Genomic DNA, 19,948 nt, shown 5'->3' on the forward strand with positions numbered 1-19,948 from the left:
CATGCGCTCAGTCACCGGAGCTAATTACGGTGCTCCAGGACCTCGTCCACCATCCCGTAATCCTTGGCCTGTTGGGCGGTCAAAATGGTGTCCACCTCGATGTCCTTGCGGATCTTTTCCACATCCTGACCGGTGTGCTTGGCCAGGGTCTCCTCCAGCCAGGTGCGCATGCGCAGCATTTCCTTGGCCTGGATCTCGATCTCAGTGGCCTTGCCGAAGTCCTGCTCCATAGCTGGCTGGTGGATGAGCACACGGGCATTGGGCAGGATCAGGCGCTTGCCCTTGGTGCCGGCCGCTAGAAGAACGGCAGCAGCCGAAGCGGCCTGGCCCAGGCAAACAGTCTGCACATCGGGCTTGATGTACTGCATGGTGTCATAGATGGCGGTCATGGCCGTCATAGATCCCCCCGGCGAGTTGATGTAGATAATCACATCGCGGTTGGGATCCTGGCTCTCCAGAACCAGTAACTGGGCCATGATGTCGTCCGAGGAGGTGTCATCAACCTGGACGCCCATGAAGATGATTCTGTCGTCAAAGAGCCTGGTGTAGGGGTCCTGGCGCTTGTAACCGTAGGGGGTGCGCTCCTCGAACTGCGGCAGCACATAGCGGTCGGCGGGCATGGCGGCCAGGCCACGAGGGCCGGCCAGTCGACGGGCCCGTGCTACGAATTGCGCTTCTTCAGATGCCATGTGGAGTGCTCACTTCCCTTGATCCGCGGTCATAGTGCCGTGTGTGGTCACGATCCGGTCGACAAAGCCGTACTCCAGGGCCTGCTGGGCCGTGAACCAGTGATCGTATTCGTTGTCCCGGTAGATCTCTTCCAGGGTGTGGCCGGTCTGCTCGGCCGTCAGCTGGGAGAGCGTGCGCTTCATGTCCATGATCAGCTCGGCGTTGATCCTGACATCAGTGGCTGTCCCTCCGACGCCGCCCGAAGGCTGATGCATGAGCACCCTTGCATGGGAGGTGACAAAGCGCTTGCCCTTGGCCCCGCTTGAGAGCAGGAACTGGCCCATGGATGCCGCCATGCCGACCGCGACCGTAGCCACGTCGGGCTCGATCAGCTGCATGGTGTCGTAGATGGCCATGCCGGCCGTAATGGAGCCGCCAGGCGAATTGATGTAGAGCCAGATATCCTTCTTGGGATCCTCGGCTGCCAGCATCAGCATCTGTGCGCAGATGACGTTGGCGTTGGCGTCCTTGACCTCGTCCCCCAGCCAGATGATCCTGTCCTTGAGCAGTCGGTTGAAGATGGGATCGGTCGGCGTGGGGGCCTCCCCCTCCTCCATCACAGGACTGGTTGCCAATGAGTTGTTCACCCTGTCTCCTTCGATAAACGTATCTGTATTGAGAGTAGCCCCCGCAATCGACGCAGCCACGGTCTTTCTGCTCTTTGCGCAACCGCTACGACAGGGCCGCACCCAGGCTGTTACGCCACTGGGTGCGGCCCTGTTCGCTGCTTTGGAAGCTACTCCTTATCCTGGGAGAGCTGGTCAGCCACTTCAGCCGCGGCGGAGGCAGCCTGGACGCTCTCGTCCTGCTCCTCCTGGGCCTCGGGCTCATCCTCGCCCAGGAAGCGGCTCAGGTCCACCTCCTGGCCATCGGGATCCTTGAAGGTGACGGCCCGCATGCCGGCCAGCATGCCCTTGGAACGGCCGACCTCCTGCACAGCCGAACCCAGCTGGCCGTTGCGGACGATGCCGTTGATGAAGGCACTGGGATCCATGCCGTACTGCTGGGCGATGGAGGCCAGGAAGTTGGTCACGTCGGCCTGGCTGACCGTGATGCCCAGCTTCTCCGCCAGGGCGTCCAGGGTCATCTGGTCGCGCAGTTCCTTCTCCACGCTCTCCTCGGCCTCAGCCTTCTCGTCCTTGCTGGCCTTGTCGGGATCCTTGCCGGTGTTCTTAAGCTGATCGGTCACCATGGACTGCTTGATGCCCTTGGGCACCGGGATGTCCAGGCCGTCCTGGAGCTTGGCGATGAAGGCGTCGCGGGCGTCAGTGGCCTGCCGACCCTCGGCATCCACCTGGCACTGCTTGCGCACGTCCTCGCGCAGCTCCTCCAGGGTCTCGAACTCCGAGGCCTCCTTGGCGAACTCGTCGTCCAGGTCTGGCAGCTCCTCGGCCTTGACCGAGTTGACCTTGACCTTGATCTGGGCCTTCTCGCCCTGGTGCTCGCCGGCCTCCAGAGTGCCCTCGAAGGTGGTCTCTTCCCCGGCGGATAGCCCGTCCAGGGCCTCATCCAAGCCGTCCAGCATGGTGTTGGAGCCCAGCTCGTAGCTGACCCCCTGCTGGGAGTCCACGGACTTTCCGTCGATGACGGCATCCAGGTCGATGTTGGCGTAGTCACCCTTGGTGGCGGGACGATCCACGCTGACCAGGGTGCCGAAGCGCTGACGCAGGTTGTCCAGACGCTTGTCCACGTCCTCGTCGGTGACGGCTGGCTTGGGGACCTCAATCTCCATGCCCTCGATATCGGGCAGCTCGAACTTTGGACGAATCTCCACCTCGGCGGTGAACTTGAGCTTGGTATCATCCTTGGCCGAGGAAGGAATGTCCTTGACGTCGATCTGCGGCTGGGCCATGGCGTGCAGCTGCTTCTCCTCCAGAGCCTTGGAGTAGAGCTCGGGCACGCCGGCGTTGACGGCTTCGCCCGCCACGCTGGCAAAGCCCACGCGCTGATCGATGATGGGTCCGGGCACATGGCCCTTGCGGAAGCCGGGGATGGTCACCTGCTTGCCGATCTCCTTACGGGCCTGATCCAGGTAGGGGTTCAGCTCATCGGGATCGACGGTGATGGTGAGCCTGACCTTGGTGGGCTCGAGGTTTCTGACGCTGATTTTCACGCTGCGCTCCAATTCATCCAAACCGTTTGATCTGCCAGTAAGGCAACCGTTACATAATAGCGCGAGTCAGGGACTCTGACAGGAGCGAAACCTGCCAGGGCCGGGCGCCCTCCCGACGCAGGAAGTCGGCCACATCCCGCTTCTCTGGTTCGTCTGTCCAGCAGAGGTTGCGCAGGTAGCGGGGTTTGATCAGAATCTCGTCGGGGGTGTTGGTCCGGTGTCCCACTTCAGTCACCGCCTTGCGCGCCGCCTCCAGCCTGGCAAACCGGTCCGGGTGGCGGTGCCGCCAGACCTGCATCGACTTGGGGGCGTTGGTCTCCTCACACCGCGGTTTGGGAGGCACCGGCAGCTCTCCGGTAGGCAGACTCAGTGCTTCCAGAATGGCCTGTTTCCAGACCGAAGGCCTGACCCGGCGCTGGATGGGCGCATAGCGCTCGAACATGCGGTCCTGCTCGCCGCCGGTGTGGATTCTGACCCGCTCGTTCAAGGATCTGATTGCTCTGAATTGGGCGTTGTTATGCGGCTTGAGCCTGCCGGCCTCGATGATGGCCTTGTCTGGCAGAAGGAGGGTCGGAGCTATATCGTAGCGGCGGGCCAGCTGGTCTCGGGTGGTCCACAGGGAACGAGCCACAGCCAGGCCTCGACGATCATTGTGCAGGGCGTTGATATGCGAGATATGCCGCCAAGGCTGCTCAGGCTCCGGCTTGGGGATTTTGCACTGCTCCAGCAGCCAGGCGAATTCCTGCCTGGCCCATTCATCCTTGCCGTGACGGCGCAGATCCTCCAGCTCGCGCGACCGCAACTGATCCAGCAGCTCCACGTCCAAGGCGGCGTAATTGCGCCAATCACGCGGCAGCGGTCGGTAGGACCAGTCCGCTGCAGAGTGCTCCTTTGCCAGCGTCAGACCCAGATAGTGCGCAGTCACTGCAGACAGACCGTAATGCCCAAGGTTGAGCATCCTGGCCGCCAGCTCGGTGTCGAAGAGCGATGAGGGCCTCATACCCAATGCATAGAAGCCAGGCAGATCCTGAGGGGAGTCATGAATGATCCATTGGGACCCATCGACAGCCTTATTGAATTCCGACCAGTCACAGCCCGCCTGCATCAGAGCCGGTGGGTCCAGAAGGAATATCCCCGCCCCCTGGCGCTTGAACTGGACCAGATAGTCGTCGTGGCCATATCGGAAGCCCGAGGCCCGTTCAGCATCCGCGGCCAGCGCACCGCTGCCCTGGGACAGCATTCGACAGGCCCGGCGGTATCCGGCCATATCGTCGATGACCGACGGCACACCCTGGGCGGGCTCTGAAAGCAGCTGCGTCTTAGGCTCCGTGGTCACCTGCGCTCAACCTCTTTTGTAGTTTGTCTTCCATCACGACACCGGGCCGACCGGCCCGGAAAACACACGCCTGAAAGCATAGTCCATGCCCTCAACCCACCGATAATCCCTTGCTGAACAGACTTCGTCAATAATTTATCGATTTGCAGGGTCGGCCATTTACCAAGCTGGTCATTCAGCCTGCCAAACATCCGGCCAGTCTGTCATTCAATAGGTCTGACATTCAGTAAGTCTGACATTCGCTGATTGGCGACTGGCCTTCGCCGGAGCAAACAAAACTCCCCACGACATCTGCCGTGGGGAGGCACAAGAGAATCATCCGGATTCCTACCCGGTCCACACAGGAACCAGATTGGGGTTAAGAGGCTTAGTAGACCACGAAGCCGTGGGCCTCCAGCTGCTTCTTGACCCGATCCTTCAGGGCCGCGGAAGGACCTTTGGCATCCTCCAGCGGGTAGGGAATGCGCAGTTCATGCCACTTGGGCCGTCCAAGCTGATGGAAGGGAAGCACATCAATGTGCTCGATAGCATCCTTGAACTGTTCGCACACCCGAGCGACATTCTCGACGTTCTCCTCGGAGTCGGTCAGCCCCGGCACCAGCACGAAGCGAACCCAGATCTTGCTGCCACGGGCAGCCAGACGCTTGCCGAATTCGATTGTTGGGGCCAGCGTACCGCCAGTCACCCTCTTGTAGGTGGTCTCGTCACCGGATTTGACATCAAGCAGGCACAGGTCGATATCGTCAATCATGGCATCGGTGTAGTTGCGATTGAGGAAGCCCGAGGTGTCGAGGCAGGTGTGGACGCCCATCTCCTTGGCAGCTCGAAAGACGCGTGATACAAAGGCTGCCTGCATCATGGACTCGCCGCCGCTGAAGGTGATTCCTCCGCCGGTGCTCTTGAAGAGGTCCTGGTAGCGGGCCACCTTGTCGATCATGGCCTGCAGGTATACGGGCTGGCCATCGCGCATCTTCCAGGTATCAGGATTCTGGCAGTATTGGCAGCGCAGGGGGCATCCACTCATGAAGACGGTCATCCTTGTGCCCGGCCCGTCCACTGAGGTGTTGATGTCCCAGGAGTGAACAAATCCGATGTCGCCCGTGCGCAGGGCATTCATGCGGTCGTGCCGGTCCAGTCCAATGGGCGATTCGAACCCCGAAAGGCCGCCCATCAGGGTCTGGCTCTGGTAGACCTTTGATTCCTTGAGCATATGCGGCTGTGTGGTATGGAAGGTGGTGGTCTCCGTCATCGGATCCTCCTGAAAAAGACGAAAAGGGGGCGGGGCCTTGGTGCGCCCCGCCCCATGATTCACCGTCTCATCAACGGTTGACTATCGCACAGGGCGATCAGTCGGTCACCGCGCCCTGGTGGAAGGTGCGGGAGATCACGTCGAGCTGCTGCTCGCGGGTCAGCTTGACGAAGTTGACCGCGTAGCCCGAGACGCGCACGGTCAGGTGCGGGTACTTCTCGGGGTGCTCGACAGCATCCTCCAGCTGCTCCTTGCGCAGGACGTTGATGTTGGCGTGGTAGAGCCCATGGCCGTTGCCGGCATCCAGGATGCCCACCAGGTTGTTGATGCGCTCATCCTCGTCACGGCCCAGGCCGTCAGGGGTGATCGTGTTGGTCAGCGAGATGCCGTCCAGAGCGTCGTCGTAGTCGATCTTGCCCACGGAGAACATCGAAGGCAGCATGCCGTGCGAATCCATGCCGTTCTCGGGGTTTGCACCGGGAGCGTACGGGGTGCCCTTCTTGTGGCCAGAGGGGAAGGACCCGGTGTTCTTGCCATACTCCACGTTGGAGGTGATGGTCAGGATGGACTGGGTCGGCACAGCGCCACGGTAGACAGGCAGGCGCTTGATCTGGCCCATAACGGTGGACACTGTCCACTTGGCCAGGTCGTCGGCGCGATCATCATCGTTGCCGTAGATCGGGAACTCACCGACGGTCTTGTAGTTGACGATCAGGTCGTCGTCAGCGCCCTCGACATACTCCGGGGTGCCCTTGGCATCCTTGTTGTAGATCGGGTAGACCTTGGCGTACTTGATAGCCGACAGGGAGTCAGCGGCGATGGACAGGCCGGACATGCCGCAACCCAGGGTGCGGTAGACCTCCTTGTCGTGCAGGGCCATCTCAATGGACTCATAGTCGTACTTATCGTGCATGTAGTGGATGATGTTCAGAGCCTCGACGTAGGTCTCGCTCAGCCACTCCAAGGCCTTCTCGTAGTTGTCCTTGACCTCCTGGAAGTCCAGAGAACCGTCTTCCTTGGGGGTGACAGGCTTGATTACGTCCTTGTCGATGACCTGCATGCCGGTCATCTCGTCACGGCCGCCGTTCATGGCGTAGAGCAGGGCCTTGGCGGAGTTGACACGGGCGCCGAAGAACTGCATCTGCTTGCCGACCCTCATGGGGGACACGCAGCAGGCGATGGCAGCGTCATCGCCCCAGTGGGCGCGAATGTCCTTGTCGGACTCGTACTGGATGGCGGAGGTGTCGATGGAGATACGGGCGCAGAAGCGCTTGTAGCCCTCGGGCAGCTTCGGATCCCAGAAGATGGTGATGTTGGGCTCAGGGCCGGGTCCAAGGTGCTCCAGAGTCAGGGTAGCCAGCAAACGGAAGGAGGTCTTGGTGACCATGGGCCTGCCGTCGTCGCCGAAACCGGCATCTGACCAGGTGGCCCAGTAGGGGTCGCCCGAGAAGATGTTGTCGTAGTCCTTGGTCCGCAGGAAGCGCACGATGCGCAGCTTCATCACGATGTTGTCGATGATTTCCTGGGCATCGGTCTCGTCGATCAGGCCAGCGGCCAGATCACGCTCGAAGTAGACGTCGAAGAAGGCGGACAGACGGCCGATGGACATGGCGGCGCCGTCCTGGCTCTTGACCGAGGCCAGGTAGGCCATATAGGTCCACTGGACAGCTTCCTTGGCGTTCATGGCAGGACGGCTCAGATCCAGACCGTACTCCTTGCCCAGGGTCAGCAGCTGCTTCAGAGCCTTGATCTGCTCGGCGTGCTCCTCGCGGAAGCGAATCCAGTGCTCAATCTCTTCCTCGGTGAAGTCGTTGCGGTAAGGAATCGAATCCTTGTCGGCCTTCTTGCGTGCAATCAGTTCGTCGATGCCGTACAGGGCCACACGACGGTAGTCGCCAATGATACGGCCACGGCCGTAGGCATCGGGCAGACCAGTCAGAATCTTATTGTGGCGGGCCAGCTTGATCCTCTTGGTGTAGACGTCGAAGACGCCATCGTTGTGGGTCTTGCGATACCGGGTGAAGATCTTCTTGACCTCGGGGTCGGGCTCCTTGCCGGCCTCCTTGAGGGCCTGCTCAACCATGCGCCAGCCGCCGTAGGGCATCATCGCACGCTTGCAGGGAACGTCGGTCTGCATGCCGACAATCACGTCGTCTTGGGTCTCGCCGGCAGGCTTGCCGTCGATGTATCCGGCCGGGAAGGCATCAATGCCCGCCGGGGTGTGGGTGTCCACGTCGTAAACGCGCTGCTTACGCTCTACGGCAAGGAAATTGTCATCCAGGTAGTTCCACAGGAACTTGGTCTTCTCCGTGGCCGGTGCCAGGAAGGATTCATCACCGGTGTACGGAGTGTAGTTCTTTTGAATGAAGTCGCGAACGTCGATGTCTTTCTTCCAGTCCTCGCCCTTGAAGCCCTTCCAAGCCTTGGCTTGCAGCTCTGCGGGAGAGACGGTATTGGTCTCAACTGCTGTCATAGTCAACTCCTTGTTGATATGGTCAATGGCGCTTCCTCACACCACTGTCACTTTCAAGTATACGGTGCGCATTACCACGGGAAACAGAATCGCGACGTGAGCTATATCACACTGCAAACAGACTCGCAATGGGCGCCACGCCCATATCTTGCGAGCGCGCCCGGTGCACCGCCTGAGTACCGATCCGTTCTGATTGCATAGCCAACCGGTCGCCAGCGCTGATTGCCGATTCATCGCGAGCTTCATCTGTCAGCTGATGACTGTCCCTGCCCAGGATCTCCCTCCCAGGCCTGCCGCCAACGACGGTCTTCTTCATCCCATTCCTTGTTCCTGCGCTTGGCGATCTTCCAGGCATCAAGGGCCTCCTGCCTGCTACGGTAGGGGCCCATCCGCCTGTCCTGGGGAGACAGCTTGCCCTGCTCGGGTCTGCCGGTGACGGTGTTGAAGTACCAGGCCGTCCGCTCCTGTTCGGAACCCATAGCGATCACTCCCTGAAGGCGTTGGTGACTGGCAGCCGGCGATCCCGGCCGAAGGCCAGGGAGGTGACCTTGGGCCCCAACGGATACTGACGCCGCTTCCACTCGGCCCTATCCACCAGCCGCATGACCGTGTCGACCGTGTCGGGATCGAAACCGTCGTCCAGGAGGTCGGCCCGACCGTGGGCATGCTCGATGTATGCCTCAAGGACCTTGTCGAGCAGGCTGTAGTCTGGCAGGGAATCGGAGTCCTTCTGCCCTTCACGGAGCTCGGCCGAGGGTGGCTTGACAATGGAATTGACCGGGATGGGCTCACGTTCACCCCGTGCCTGGGCCTGGGCATTGCGCCAGCGGGCCAGTTGCCAGACCCGGGTCTTGAGCAGATCCTTGATGGGCGCATAGCCACCGACTGCATCGCCATAGATAGTTGAATAACCGCAGGCCAGCTCGGACTTGTTGCCTGTGGCCAGGGCCAGAAGCCCCTCGGCATTGGCGTAGGCCATAACGATGACGCCGCGGATTCGGGCCTGCAGATTCTCTTCAGCCACCCCTTCCAGATGCAACTGCCCTTGGAAGGCATCGAATTCGGGGCCTATGGCTTGCACCACGTAACGCACGCCCAGACGTTGGGCCAGATCGGCGGCATCGTCCCTGGAGCCCTCCGAGGAGTAGCGACTGGGCATGGAGATGCCGCGCACATGCTCCCCTCCGCAGGCATCGGCGGCCATGGTCGCTACCAGGGCCGAGTCGATCCCGCCTGAGAGCCCCAGGCAGACGCCTGTGAAATGATTCTTGGCCATATAGTCCTTTAGACCCAGCACACAGGCCCGATAGACCTCCTCATCCCCAGGCATCTCTTCCGCCATGCAGGACTGGCTGGGCAGTGGGCGCTCCCCTCGTGCAGGCAGGGTCCAAGTGGACAGATCTTGGACGAACCTTGGCGAGCGCTCCAGCAGCGTGCCATCCTGGTCCACCACAAAACTGCCTCCGTCAAAGACCAGATCGTCTTGACCGCCCACCTGGTTCAGATAGAGCAGAGGCGCGCCGACCTGCTTGGCCCGACGAGTCGCCAGCTCGTAACGGACGTGCCCCTTGCCCTCCTCGAAGGGAGAGCCATTGATGGTCACAAGGAGGTCGATGTCCCGACCAGCCAGGTCGCTGATTGGATCGCCCTCCTGCCAGATGTCCTCGCAGATAGCCAGCCCTATCCGGTGCCCCTGCACCTCCAGGACCACGGTCCTCTCCCCCGGAGTAAAAATCCTGTACTCGTCAAAGACCCCGTAGTTGGGCAGGAAGTGCTTGTCGTAACCAGCTTCGACCCGACCCTGGTGCAGGACTACCAGCCGGTTGCGAGGCCTGTCCTGATCCGTGTCGGTACCGACGGTCCCCACGATCACGTAGAGATGGCCCAGACCCTGTTCCTCCAGCTGCCTGGCCAGACGGTCGGCACGAGACCAAGCGGCCCGACGGAAGCTGGCCCGGAATGCCAGGTCCTCGATTGGATAACCGGTCAGGCTCATCTCGGGAAAGACCACCAGGGTCGCCCCCTGCTCAGCTGCCTTTCGGGAGTAGTCCATAATAATGTCGGCGTTGCCGTCAAGATCGCCCACACAGGTGTCGATCTGAGCCAGAGCCACCAGCAGATCGCCATCCCGCCGCGGCTGTTCCTCTTGTATGCGCATACCCATGATTCTAAACCGTGTCAGGGCCGGCCCACGGGCAGACAGACAGTCCCGAGTGTGGACCGATACAGAGAAGACGGGATTACGGATGCCTCAGACCTTATCGGCACCAGCCTTACGGGCGGCCCGGCGTACCAGCACAGAGGCGACCAGCCCCAGGAGGAGCAAAAGAACCGCGAAGCCCATAGCCCACTGGGCGCCTTGGGTGAACCCATCGGTCAGGGCATTGGTCACCTGAGGACCCAAGGCTCCCAACCGTCCCCGAGTACCTTGAGCGCGCAGACCGACGATGGCATTTCCTGCAGAGGACTGAACCGATCTGACCAGGCCATCGGCCATCTGCGCCGAGATTCCCTTGAGGGCCGTCAGATGTCTTGGCAGCACCAGGCTCAGAGCCAGGGAGAGGGCGGAACCGGAAACTGCGGCGCCCAGGGCGGTCCCCCACTGGCGGATGGTGGACTGGGTGGCCGAAGCCTGGCCGGACTGGGAAACCGGAACACCGGAGAGCACCAGGCTGGTCAGCTGTGCCGAGGCAAAGCCCAGACCGGCGCCGTAGATAATCAGAGTCAGGGTCATGGGCCAGACCGGCACCGATCCACGCATGAGCAGAACGGACAGGGCCACACCGACGATCTCCATCAGCAGACCCGTCTGCACCGTGCCGCCGGCCCCCAGACGGGTTGAGACCACACGGGCCAGGCCGCCCGAAACGACCGACCCTAAGGCCATGACACCCAGGATGGATCCGGCCCCCAGGGGACTCAGGCCTCTGGCGTTGATCAGGTAGAGGGGCAGAATGAACATGACCGCGAACTGACCGGCGTTGACGATGGCGGCCGTGAGGTTGCCCCAGCCGAAGGTGCCGATGGCGAACATGGACACGTCCAGGATGACCATCTTGCCCCTGCGCGCCCTGGCCAGCTCGGTCAGCGCAAAGGCGGCAAGCAGGGCCAATCCCAAGAGCAGACTGACTGGAACCGGCGACAGGGGTGCCGAGGCAGACCAGTGCAATGGGCCCAGTTCAAGTGCGGCGCGGGGATGCCACCAGCCGTAGGTCTGCCCCTCAATCAGCGCAAAGACCACCAAGGCCGACCCCAGGGCCGAAAGGAGTATGCCCTTCCAGTCGGCAAGCATCCCCCACCGATCATCGGTCTTCCGAGGAGCGGACTTGGTCTCGGGCACAAAGACTGCGCTGGTCACGAGGACGATCAGCCCCAGGGGCAGATTGACCAGGAAGATCCACCGCCATCCGATGGTGCTGGTGAAGACCCCGCCCAGGAAGGGGCCGACCGCCGCAGCGGATGACATGACAGCCCCCCAGATGCCGAATGCAGTGGCCCGGTGCCGACCCCGGAAGGTGGCGGACACGGTAGACAAGGTGGAAGGCATGACCAAGGATCCACCGATTCCCTGAACAAGCCGGGCCAGAAGCAGCATTGTGCCGGATGAGGCCGATGCGGCGAAAACGGAACCGAGCACAAAGATGACCGTGCCCACCTGAAGGATCCGCTTGCGTCCGATCATGTCCCCCAGACGACCGGAAGGCAGGAGCAGGGCCGCCAGGACAATGCTGTAGAGGGCGGTCACCCACTGGGCTTGAGCCAGGTTGATATGGATGGCGGCGATGATGGAGGGTATGGAGACGTTGACGATGGACGAATCCAGCACAATCATGGCCAGACCCAGAGCCAACACCCAGAGCGCACGCCAGGGCGGTGCAGCCTCCTGAGACTCCTGGCTGCCTTTCTGACTGCCCTTCTTCACGTCTATGCTTGCCGATCCGGTCATCAGATCTCCCCTCGCCCTGGTCTGCGAATTTTTTGCGACTATACGTCGCGAAAACCCGCTTGGCAAGTTCACTCAGCGCGGACAAGCCGCACGCTAAAGAGGCCCTTTCGGCTTGGTTCTGCTGTAAATAGGCCATATCATATGCCCCATAACCGGCTGAACTCGATTCATCACCGCTGCACCCAGGAGGCCGGACCAAGGAGGACCATGCCCAGGATCCGCGAATCCACGCTCCAGGAACACCGAGCCAAAACCCTGGACCAGATCATGACCGCCGCCGAAGCCATCCTGCGCACCGGCGGACGCAGCCAGCTGACCATGGCCGAGGTGGCCCGACGCACCAACCTGGCCCGGAACTCCCTCTATCGCTACGCCCAGGATGCCGATCAACTCTGCGACATGGTCATGGAGCGGCACCTGCCCGACTGGGGTCAGGCCCTGGACCAGGCCCTGGGCAAAACAGACGAACCGCGCCGAACAGTCGAGGTTTGGACCCGCACCAATATGGAGCAGGCCGGACTGCATGGACACGGCTGGCTGATGAACCTCTACGCCGAGCAGCACGACGAGCAGTTACGCCAGTCCTTGATCTACGGGAGCACCTCGAATCCACATGAGAGCGCCCCAAGGAGCGATCGATCCACAGACCGGCAGATCCAAGCCCTTCTGGACTTCCACCGGCAGGTCAACCAGCCGCTGATCCAGGCTTGGACAGCCCTGCGACCAGCGGATCCGGCCATGGGTGTAGAGGTGACGCGGGGCATCGTTCAATCCGGCATGCGCCTGATTGATGCCCTGGACCAGGAACTTACCCTCGAACAACGGCAGAAACGACTGACCATCATCATCGAGAAGGTGACCGCCTGCGCCAAGGCCGTCACCGCCACCCTGACGGAAGGACCTACATGCGCCTGATCGGCAACATCTGCTGGCTGCTGCTGGGAGGACTGGCCATCGCACTGGCCTGGACACTGGTGGGCATCGTGCTCTGCCTGACCGTGGTGGGCATCCCCCTGGGCATCCAGGCTTTCAAGATGGCCAGACTGACCCTGACCCCATTTGGCCGACAGGTCATCTACGGAGGCGGTCTGGGATCCTGGCTGGCCAACCTGCTCTGGATCATCCTGGGCGGCTGGTGGCTGGCTCTGGCCTATCTGGCGGCCGGTCTGGTCACCATGCTGACCGTGGTCGGCATACCCTTCGGCCTGCAGGCCTTCAAGATGGCCCGCCTGGCCCTGATGCCCTTCGGGTCCTCGGTGCGCGTCGCCGTCTTATGAAAGGATTGGGTACATGAGCACAGTCATCATGCATACCTCAGAAGGCGACATTCGCCTGGACCTATTTGACGATAAGGCCCCTGAAACCGTAGCCAAATTCCTGGATCTGGCCGCCGGTCGCAAGGACTGGACCGACCCCGAGACGGGCCAGAAGCGTCAGGATCCTTTCTACGACGGTCTGACCTTCCACCGGATCATCAAGGACTTCATGATCCAGGGCGGTTGCCCACTGGGCACTGGCACAGGCGGTCCCGGCTACGAGTTCGATGACGAGATCGACCCATCCCTGACCTTCGACGAGCCCTACAAGCTGGCCATGGCCAATGCAGGGCTGCGCCGGGACCCAGCCACCGGGAAGACCCACGGCACCAACGGATCCCAGTTCTTCATCACCACCGTGCCAACCCCCTGGCTGAACGGTCACCACACCATCTTCGGTCAGGTGGCCGATGAGGATTCCCGGAAGGTGGTCGACGAGCTGGATGCCGTTGCCACTGACCCGGGCGACCGTCCCCTTGAGCCGGTCTTCATCAACAGCGTCGAAGTCCTCTGAGCCAGGCCGGGGATGGTTTCAAGAAAGACACACAGCAGATTCCAGCCCGGCACACGCAGCTACACCATGTCCCGAATCAGGGGCACGGAAACATCAATAGAACGCCAGGTCCGGTCCTACCTCTTCTCGCGTGGTCTGCGGTTTCGCAAGAACGACAAGAGGTATCCGGGCCACCCTGATGTGGTTCTGCCCAAGTGGCGGGCCATGGTATTCGTCAATGGCTGTTTCTGGCACATGCATGAGGGCTGTGCCAAATTCTCCCTTCCCAAATCCAATGTGGAGTTTTGGACCACAAAGCTGACAAGGAACCGTCTGCGGGATCAGGAGCAGCGCAAAAAATTGAAAGCCATGGGCTGGCGGGTCTTCACAGTCTGGGAGTGCCAGCTGGATGCCCACCATGCCCAGGAAACCCTGCAGAAATTGTATGAGGCCATCACAGCAGACGGCGATCCAAACGAAGGAGTCAAGGATGAGCAGATTGAACGGCAAGCGGCAAGAGGCTGAACAGAAGGGCATGCGGGTCAACTTCGCCATCCTCGGCGCCGGACGGATAGCCAACGCCCTGGCCAAGACGGTGGTGATGATGGCTGGGGATCAACGGTATAGTCACCTGGTGGCCCCCTATGCTGTGGCCTCCAGGGATGGGGATCGCGCGGCCGCCTTCGCCAAAAAATATGGATTCGAGCATTCCTATGGCTCCTACCAGGAACTCCTGGATGATCCCCAAGTAGATCTGGTCTACATCGCCACGCCTCACAGCCTCCACGCCGAGCAGGCCGTCGCCTGCATGAAGGCCGGAAAGAACGTGCTGGTCGAGAAGTCCTTCACAGCCAACACCGATCAGGCCAGGCAGGTCATTGAGACGTCCGAAAGCACCGGCCTGCTCTGCACCGAGGCCATCTGGACCAGGTACATGCCCTCACGCTCCATCATCGACGACATCATTTCCTCGGGAGAAATCGGCACTGTCAAGACCGTCACCGCCAATCTGGGTTACGTGACCGTGGGCAAGGCCAGAATGACCGACCCGGCCTTGGCCGGTGGCGCCCTGCTCGACGTGGGCGTCTACCCTCTCAACTTCATCGACATGGTCATGGGACCCAAGCCCATTGAACGTGTCTGCACGGATTGGGTACGCAGCCCGGAGGGCGTGGACAGCCAGAACTCCACGACCATTTTCTACCAGGATGGATCCATGGGCGCAGCGACCAGCTCCATGGTCTCGGCCAGTGACCGGACCGGCGGCATCTGGGGAGACCAGGGTTACCTGCAGTGCGCCAACATCAACAACGTGGAATCCATCGACCTGTACGACGGTGACCACAAGTTGAGGAAGAGCTACCCCATCCCCGATCAGCTGACCGGTTATGAGTACGAGGTGGCCAGCGCCGCACAGGCCATTCTGGACGGCAAGACCGAGTGCGCACAGATGCCACACAAGGACACCCTGCGCATCATGGAGCTCATGGACTCCCTGCGCCACCAGTGGGGATTGGTCTTTCCCTTCGAATCATGAACCAACTGAATAAAAACTATGGTGACCAGCCTGTCTATTTGATGCGGCGGACCTTGCCATGCTCGACCAGGTAGGCTCGTCGGGCAAGATCAATCATGGGCAGGTCGAAGGCTGAATCAGTGTAGAAGGCGTCGATGGCCGCCTCCCGTCCCAGGATCCGTTGAAAGTGCAGGGGCTTGTCAGGTCCAAAGTTGAGGTAGCCCACGGTCAGTGACTCCAAATCCAGGGTGGAGCCGATGCAGCGGGTAATACCCAGGCGCCGGCAGGCCTCCCCCGCAACCAAATCGAAGGAGGCGGTCACCACCACGTCGTCGGCCTGGGGGGTGTACCAATCCATGATCTTGTGCATGTTGGCATCCCAGAACTGGCTGACCAGCCGGTCCATGTCAAATCCGGGGCGCGAGGTCAGCCGACGCAGGTAGCGCGAGCCCACCCGACGCATGGCCGAGTCCAGTTGCTCCAGGGTGACCCGGCCCAGGCGGTAGCGGACTGCATAGAAGAGGGCAATCGGTAGATAGTGCAGCACCCGCGGATCCTTGCGGGCAGTGAACAGGTAGAAGTCAAGCAGGCTTTCGCCATCGTAGATGGTGCCGTCGAAGTCCAGTACCCGCATGCCAATCCTTTCCAGATCCCGTCGCGAAAAGGGAACATCTTAGCATACCGTGGAGCAATGACGGTGATAATCCCCGACCTCGACCGACCCTGACCCGCCACAGGCTGACCTGTTTGGCCGCGCAAATGGGCAATTCCTTTCAGCCCACGAGCCTGATGTAGACAAAATTCCTGGATTGTCGACTGAAACAGCTATCGAGCAGGAGCGGCGCCGAAGGAATCTGCATGCGCCTGGCCCATGCCCGAATCGTGGACCATCCCCATGGTGTCGCCGGTATTGATATGATGAAAAATGCGTCGTCCGTGCTGGGCCGAGGCTAGGGAGTTGCCGGAAATGGGCCTGGGAGGGGAACGGCGCCGAAGGGATCCATGCGGTCAATTATGCCCGCCGAACTCTTTGAACATCCTTACCAGCTAGGGGGCAGCAACGATGTTGAAGAAGAGCCACTACCACAACCTGAGCAGCTGTATAGCCGGAATCTACCGGCATGCACGCAACGATGCCAGCCGGTACACAGGCGACTCCACCTTACGAGGCACCCAGGGTGATCTGATTGTATACCTCTATGACCATCCGGGTCTCAGCCAGCGACAGATAGCCAGGGACCTGTGCGTGGACCCCAGCCTGCTTGCCAGGGACCTGAAAGCCTTGAAAGCCCTGGGCCTGGTCAGCCGTGAACAGAACCCCGCCGACCACCGCGTCAATATCATTGCCCTGACCAGATCGGGCGCGGATTTAGCTCGCAAGAGAATCAGGTCGGTCAACAACTGGTGGATCGATCTGTTCAAGCAGAATCCCGATATCGACCCCGAGACCTTTCAGAGCGAATTGCGCTGCGTCTACAACCGGCTGCTGGCCAACCAGCTCTGATCCCTCTTTGCTGACAAAGAATCTTTACTAAGAAAAGGACCTGGCCGAACCCTTCGCCGTCTCCCGACGGCTCCAGGCTCATGCCGGGCTCCTTGTTTTTCAGACTCTTTACGCTCTTGTGGCGGCTTGTATCAGCCCACCGAGCGGCCGGAGGTCTCCCAGCCCATCAGGCCCACAACCAGCATGGAGGCCAGGGCCACCAGACTGATGGTGACGAAGATTGAGGTGCTCCCCCACTGGCTGAGCATGGCACCGATAAGCACAGGCATGAGCACATTACAGAGCTTGGCAACGGCATTGGCAATGCCCACGCAACGGAAGCGGACCGTGGTCGGGAAGAGCTCGGGCGCGTAGACGGCCACCACCGAAGACATGAGGACGTAGAGGCTGGCCATGAGCAGGATGCCCACCAGAATGGCCGTGACCTGGCTGGTCTGCGCGGCGTAGAGCAGACCGAAGACCGCTGTCATCAGGAAGGCCGTGACGATGATCCGCTTGCGGCCGACCCGGTCCAGAAGCAGGGATCCGATCAGGCAGCCCAGAGGGGCGCCCAGCATCATCAGGGTGCTGATCCACAGGGATCCGCTCAGATCTATGCCCCGCTTGAGCAGGATTGTGGGCACCCAGGAGGTGAAAGCATAGGAGCAGACGTTGGTGGCCGAGACTGCCACAGTGGCCACAATCAGGCCGCGGACGATACTGCCCGACGCCTTGGCAGGTGCCTCAACCCCCTCATTCTTTCCAGCGAGGACGGAACCGTTGACAGAGCCAGAGCCCGAGTCTCCCCGGCCATTATCGGCCTCCAGAAGCTCGACCACCTGGACAGCCTCGTCCATCCGCCCATGCAGGGCCAGCCAGCGAGGGGACTCAGGGATGTCACGCCGCAGGTACCAAATCAGTGCAGCCGCCAGGCCGATGCCCACAAAGAGCGGCCTCCATGACCAGCGGGGAATGATCCATGCGCACAGGAGCATGGCCAGGGGCACTCCGGTGTTGGCCACCAGCGAGACGATGGCGCTCCAGCGTCCGCGATGCTTGATGGGAGCGAATTCGTTGACCATGGAAAAACCGGTGACAATCTCGGCACCAAGACCCAGGCCGGCCCCCAGCCGGCAGACCGAGAGGATGGCCATGTTCGGGGCCAGAGCGCCCAGCAGGGTAAAGCCGCCGAAGAGCAGCAGGTTGATCTGATAGGCGGTCTTACGCCCCCGAAGGTCTCCGATGAATCCGGCCAGCAACGAGCCCACAAGGAGCCCCAGGAAGCCAGCCGACAGGAAGAGGGAATTCTGGGCGACCGTGGACCATCCGGTGCTCAATGCCGAACTGGCTACTGCGCTGCCCACATAGACATCGATGCTGTCCATGAGCATTCCCGCGGCCACCAGGGCCACGATCTTGTAAAAAGTAGCCGATTCACGAGCATTGTCTACTCGCCGGGTAATCTCGCGGACCGCCAGGTCATCCTCGGCCACGCCAAAATTCTTGGATTGTTCGGATATGTCTGCATTGTCAATGACCGCTGTCGACATCGTCACCCTCGCGCCCGTGCATGAGGCAGGCATGCCCCATGCGTCCATGCCAGACCTGCCGACAGCGACAGGCTCCTTGTGGGAGCATGGCGACCGTCAATATGGAAGGCCTGGACCCTGCGGCGTTTCGGTCATTGTGTGGCTACTCAACGTCTATTGGGTGCCCAGTATAGGAGTCTGGACGGTCATTGCCCAGACCCGGCGTTTCCCTCCTGCCCGGCGGCTCTGTCCAGGATGGCCCTGATGGCCTCCAGACGTGGGCCCAGCTGACGTTCATAGCCCCGATCATTGGGGTGGTAATAGCGTCGTCCGACCAGCTCGTCCGGCATGTACTGCTGAGGCGCCACTGCATCAGGGGCATCGTGGGCGTACTGATAGCCCTCATGGTTGCCCCAGGCCTTCATCAGTTTGGTGGGAGCGTTACGCAGATGCAGGGGAACCTGGCCGATATGCCCGGCGTCCACGTCCTCCAAGGCCTGGTTGATGGCCAGATAGGAGGCGTTGGACTTGGGCGCTGTGGCCACGGCGATGACCGCCTCGGCCAGGATCAGCCGGGCCTCTGGCATGCCCACCATGGCCACAGCCTGGGCAGCCGCGACCGTGATCTCCAGCACCTCGGGAGAGGCCATGCCCACCTCCTCAGCAGAAGCGATCATGATCCGTCGGGCGATGAAGCGCGGGTCCTCGCCGGCCCGGATCATCCGAGCCAGATAGTGCAGTGCCGCATCCACGTCGGAACCCCGCATGGACTTGATGAAGGCCGAGGCCACGTCGTAGTGATCGTCGCCCTTCTTGTCATAGCGGACGGCGGCCACATCCATGACCGAGGAGACCACCTTGGCATTGATCAGAGGTCGACGCGCCCCCTTGGCACGAGGTCCATCCTCGGTGACGGCCCCGGCCGCAGCCTCCAGAATGGTCAGGGCGCGGCGGGCGTCACCCCCGGCAAAACGCACGATCTGGTCCAAAGCATCTGAATCCAGCCGTACCTGGTCCTTGAGCCCACGCTGGTCCTTGACGGCCCTGCGGACCAACTTGGCCAGGTCCTGGTCGTCCAGGGCCTCCAGCTTGACCACCACCGAGCGCGAAAGTAGCGGCGAGATGACCGAAAAGCTGGGGTTCTCCGTGGTGGCTGCGATGAAAGTCACATCCCGGTTCTCCACGCTGGGCAAGAGGGCATCCTGCTGGGACTTGGAAAAGCGGTGGACCTCATCAATGAAGAGGACCGTCTCCTGCCCCTGGCTGACCAGCCGCTCCCGAGCCTGGGCCAGGACCTGCCGCACCTCCTTAACACCCGAGGTGACGGCCGAAAGCTCCTCGAAATGCCGCCCGGACTGTCGGGCGACGATGTAGGCCAGGGTGGTCTTGCCCACCCCGGGAGGACCGAAAAGAATGACCGAGCTGGGAGCAGTCAGACGGTTGTTCGGATCCGACCGGGCCAGCCGCTCCAAGGGGGTTCCAGGAGCCGTGACCTTGTCCTGGCCAACCACCTCGTCCAGGCTTCTGGGCCGCATCCTGACCGCCAGAGGCAGGGTGTGTTCCTCGGGGGGATCCGCCGCCTGGAAGAGATCATCAACCATCTGCAATACCTCATTCCTCGGGGCCCCTATGGCTCCCCGCCCTCACCAGCATAGGCCTGATCCTGCCGCAAACAGCAAGACGAACGCGCTAGACTGGGAACCCATATGGCCGTATCGCCCAGCGCGTAGTTGGGTCCCGGAAACACGGTGTGTGTACAGTTTAC

The 19,948-nt window shown here is 61.4% G+C and carries 18 protein-coding genes; 6 read left to right on the forward strand and 12 right to left on the reverse strand.

The features are described from left to right. Positions 1 to 20 precede the first annotated feature (20 nt). The 9 genes from P272_RS0107620 to P272_RS0107660 all read right to left on the reverse strand — a co-directional run bounded on the left by P272_RS0107620 (position 21) and on the right by P272_RS0107660 (position 11,846). Positions 21 to 689, reverse strand: coding sequence for an ATP-dependent Clp protease proteolytic subunit (locus P272_RS0107620; RefSeq protein WP_029678946.1), 669 nt, complete (start codon positions 687 to 689; stop codon positions 21 to 23). 9 nt (positions 690 to 698) lie between these two features. Further along, positions 699 to 1,286: an ATP-dependent Clp protease proteolytic subunit gene (locus P272_RS0107625; RefSeq protein ID WP_029678947.1), complete on the reverse strand. Its 588-nt coding sequence runs from the start codon at positions 1,284 to 1,286 to the stop codon at positions 699 to 701. A gap of 179 nt (positions 1,287 to 1,465) precedes the next feature. Further along, a complete protein-coding gene (tig, locus tag P272_RS0107630) occupies positions 1,466 to 2,842 on the reverse strand; it encodes a trigger factor (RefSeq protein WP_029678948.1) in 1,377 nt (458 codons plus the stop codon). A 49-nt stretch (positions 2,843 to 2,891) separates the two neighbouring features. Beyond that, entirely contained in the window at positions 2,892 to 4,178 is a 1,287-nt protein-coding gene (locus P272_RS0107635) for an HRDC domain-containing protein (RefSeq protein WP_029678949.1), read from the reverse strand. A gap of 367 nt (positions 4,179 to 4,545) precedes the next feature. Next, positions 4,546 to 5,427, reverse strand: coding sequence for a pyruvate formate-lyase-activating protein (gene pflA / locus P272_RS0107640; protein ID WP_029678950.1), 882 nt, complete (start codon positions 5,425 to 5,427; stop codon positions 4,546 to 4,548). A 97-nt stretch (positions 5,428 to 5,524) separates the two neighbouring features. Beyond that, positions 5,525 to 7,900 carry a formate C-acetyltransferase gene (gene pflB / locus P272_RS0107645; RefSeq protein ID WP_024627933.1) on the reverse strand — a complete coding sequence of 792 codons (2,376 nt, stop codon included), beginning with the start codon at positions 7,898 to 7,900 and terminating at the stop codon, positions 5,525 to 5,527. A gap of 242 nt (positions 7,901 to 8,142) precedes the next feature. Further along, positions 8,143 to 8,379, reverse strand: coding sequence for a hypothetical protein (locus tag P272_RS0107650; protein ID WP_029678951.1), 237 nt, complete (start codon positions 8,377 to 8,379; stop codon positions 8,143 to 8,145). Between the two features lie 5 nt (positions 8,380 to 8,384). Beyond that, entirely contained in the window at positions 8,385 to 10,064 is a 1,680-nt protein-coding gene (locus P272_RS0107655; RefSeq protein ID WP_441293861.1) for an NAD+ synthase, read from the reverse strand. A gap of 87 nt (positions 10,065 to 10,151) precedes the next feature. Continuing rightward, a complete protein-coding gene (locus P272_RS0107660) occupies positions 10,152 to 11,846 on the reverse strand; it encodes an MFS transporter (protein ID WP_029678953.1) in 1,695 nt (564 codons plus the stop codon). Between the two features lie 207 nt (positions 11,847 to 12,053). Here P272_RS0107660 and P272_RS08940 point away from each other — a divergent pair, with 207 nt between their 5' ends. The 5 genes from P272_RS08940 to P272_RS0107685 are packed head-to-tail and all read left to right on the forward strand — an operon-like array spanning position 12,054 to position 15,192. Continuing rightward, complete coding sequence (locus P272_RS08940) at positions 12,054 to 12,761, forward strand: TetR/AcrR family transcriptional regulator (protein WP_052323240.1); 708 nt, start codon at positions 12,054 to 12,056, stop codon at positions 12,759 to 12,761. After that, complete coding sequence (locus P272_RS0107670) at positions 12,752 to 13,123, forward strand: YccF domain-containing protein (RefSeq protein WP_029678955.1); 372 nt, start codon at positions 12,752 to 12,754, stop codon at positions 13,121 to 13,123. Before P272_RS08940 ends, P272_RS0107670 begins: the two co-directional genes overlap by 10 nt. 13 nt (positions 13,124 to 13,136) lie before the next feature. Further along, positions 13,137 to 13,676 carry a peptidylprolyl isomerase gene (locus P272_RS0107675; RefSeq protein WP_029678956.1) on the forward strand — a complete coding sequence of 180 codons (540 nt, stop codon included), beginning with the start codon at positions 13,137 to 13,139 and terminating at the stop codon, positions 13,674 to 13,676. A gap of 12 nt (positions 13,677 to 13,688) precedes the next feature. Next, a complete protein-coding gene (locus tag P272_RS0107680; RefSeq protein WP_081709105.1) occupies positions 13,689 to 14,180 on the forward strand; it encodes a very short patch repair endonuclease in 492 nt (163 codons plus the stop codon). Continuing rightward, positions 14,146 to 15,192 carry a Gfo/Idh/MocA family protein gene (locus P272_RS0107685; RefSeq protein WP_029678958.1) on the forward strand — a complete coding sequence of 349 codons (1,047 nt, stop codon included), beginning with the start codon at positions 14,146 to 14,148 and terminating at the stop codon, positions 15,190 to 15,192. Before P272_RS0107680 ends, P272_RS0107685 begins: the two co-directional genes overlap by 35 nt. A gap of 34 nt (positions 15,193 to 15,226) precedes the next feature. Here the strand turns inward: P272_RS0107685 and P272_RS0107690 are convergent, their stop codons facing one another. After that, positions 15,227 to 15,805, reverse strand: a complete 579-nt coding sequence (locus tag P272_RS0107690; RefSeq protein WP_029678959.1) for a haloacid dehalogenase-like hydrolase — start codon at positions 15,803 to 15,805, stop codon at positions 15,227 to 15,229. 429 nt (positions 15,806 to 16,234) lie between these two features. Between P272_RS0107690 and P272_RS0107700 the strand changes: the two genes are divergently transcribed. Next, the gene (locus P272_RS0107700; RefSeq protein WP_029678960.1) at positions 16,235 to 16,675 is read left to right on the forward strand and encodes a MarR family winged helix-turn-helix transcriptional regulator; all 441 of its coding nucleotides are present in this window, start codon (positions 16,235 to 16,237) and stop codon (positions 16,673 to 16,675) included. Positions 16,676 to 16,806: 131 nt separating this feature from the next. Here P272_RS0107700 and P272_RS0107705 read toward each other — a convergent pair whose 3' ends face one another. Both P272_RS0107705 and P272_RS0107710 read right to left on the reverse strand, forming a co-directional pair. Then, positions 16,807 to 18,204 carry an MFS transporter gene (locus P272_RS0107705; protein ID WP_155805050.1) on the reverse strand — a complete coding sequence of 466 codons (1,398 nt, stop codon included), beginning with the start codon at positions 18,202 to 18,204 and terminating at the stop codon, positions 16,807 to 16,809. Between the two features lie 185 nt (positions 18,205 to 18,389). After that, positions 18,390 to 19,784, reverse strand: coding sequence for a replication-associated recombination protein A (locus P272_RS0107710; protein ID WP_029678962.1), 1,395 nt, complete (start codon positions 19,782 to 19,784; stop codon positions 18,390 to 18,392). Between the last annotated feature and the right edge of the window lie 164 nt (positions 19,785 to 19,948).

Source organism: Bifidobacterium sp. 7101, assembly GCF_000499285.1.
Taxonomy (GTDB): Bacteria; Actinomycetota; Actinomycetes; order Actinomycetales; family Bifidobacteriaceae; genus Bombiscardovia; species Bombiscardovia apis_A.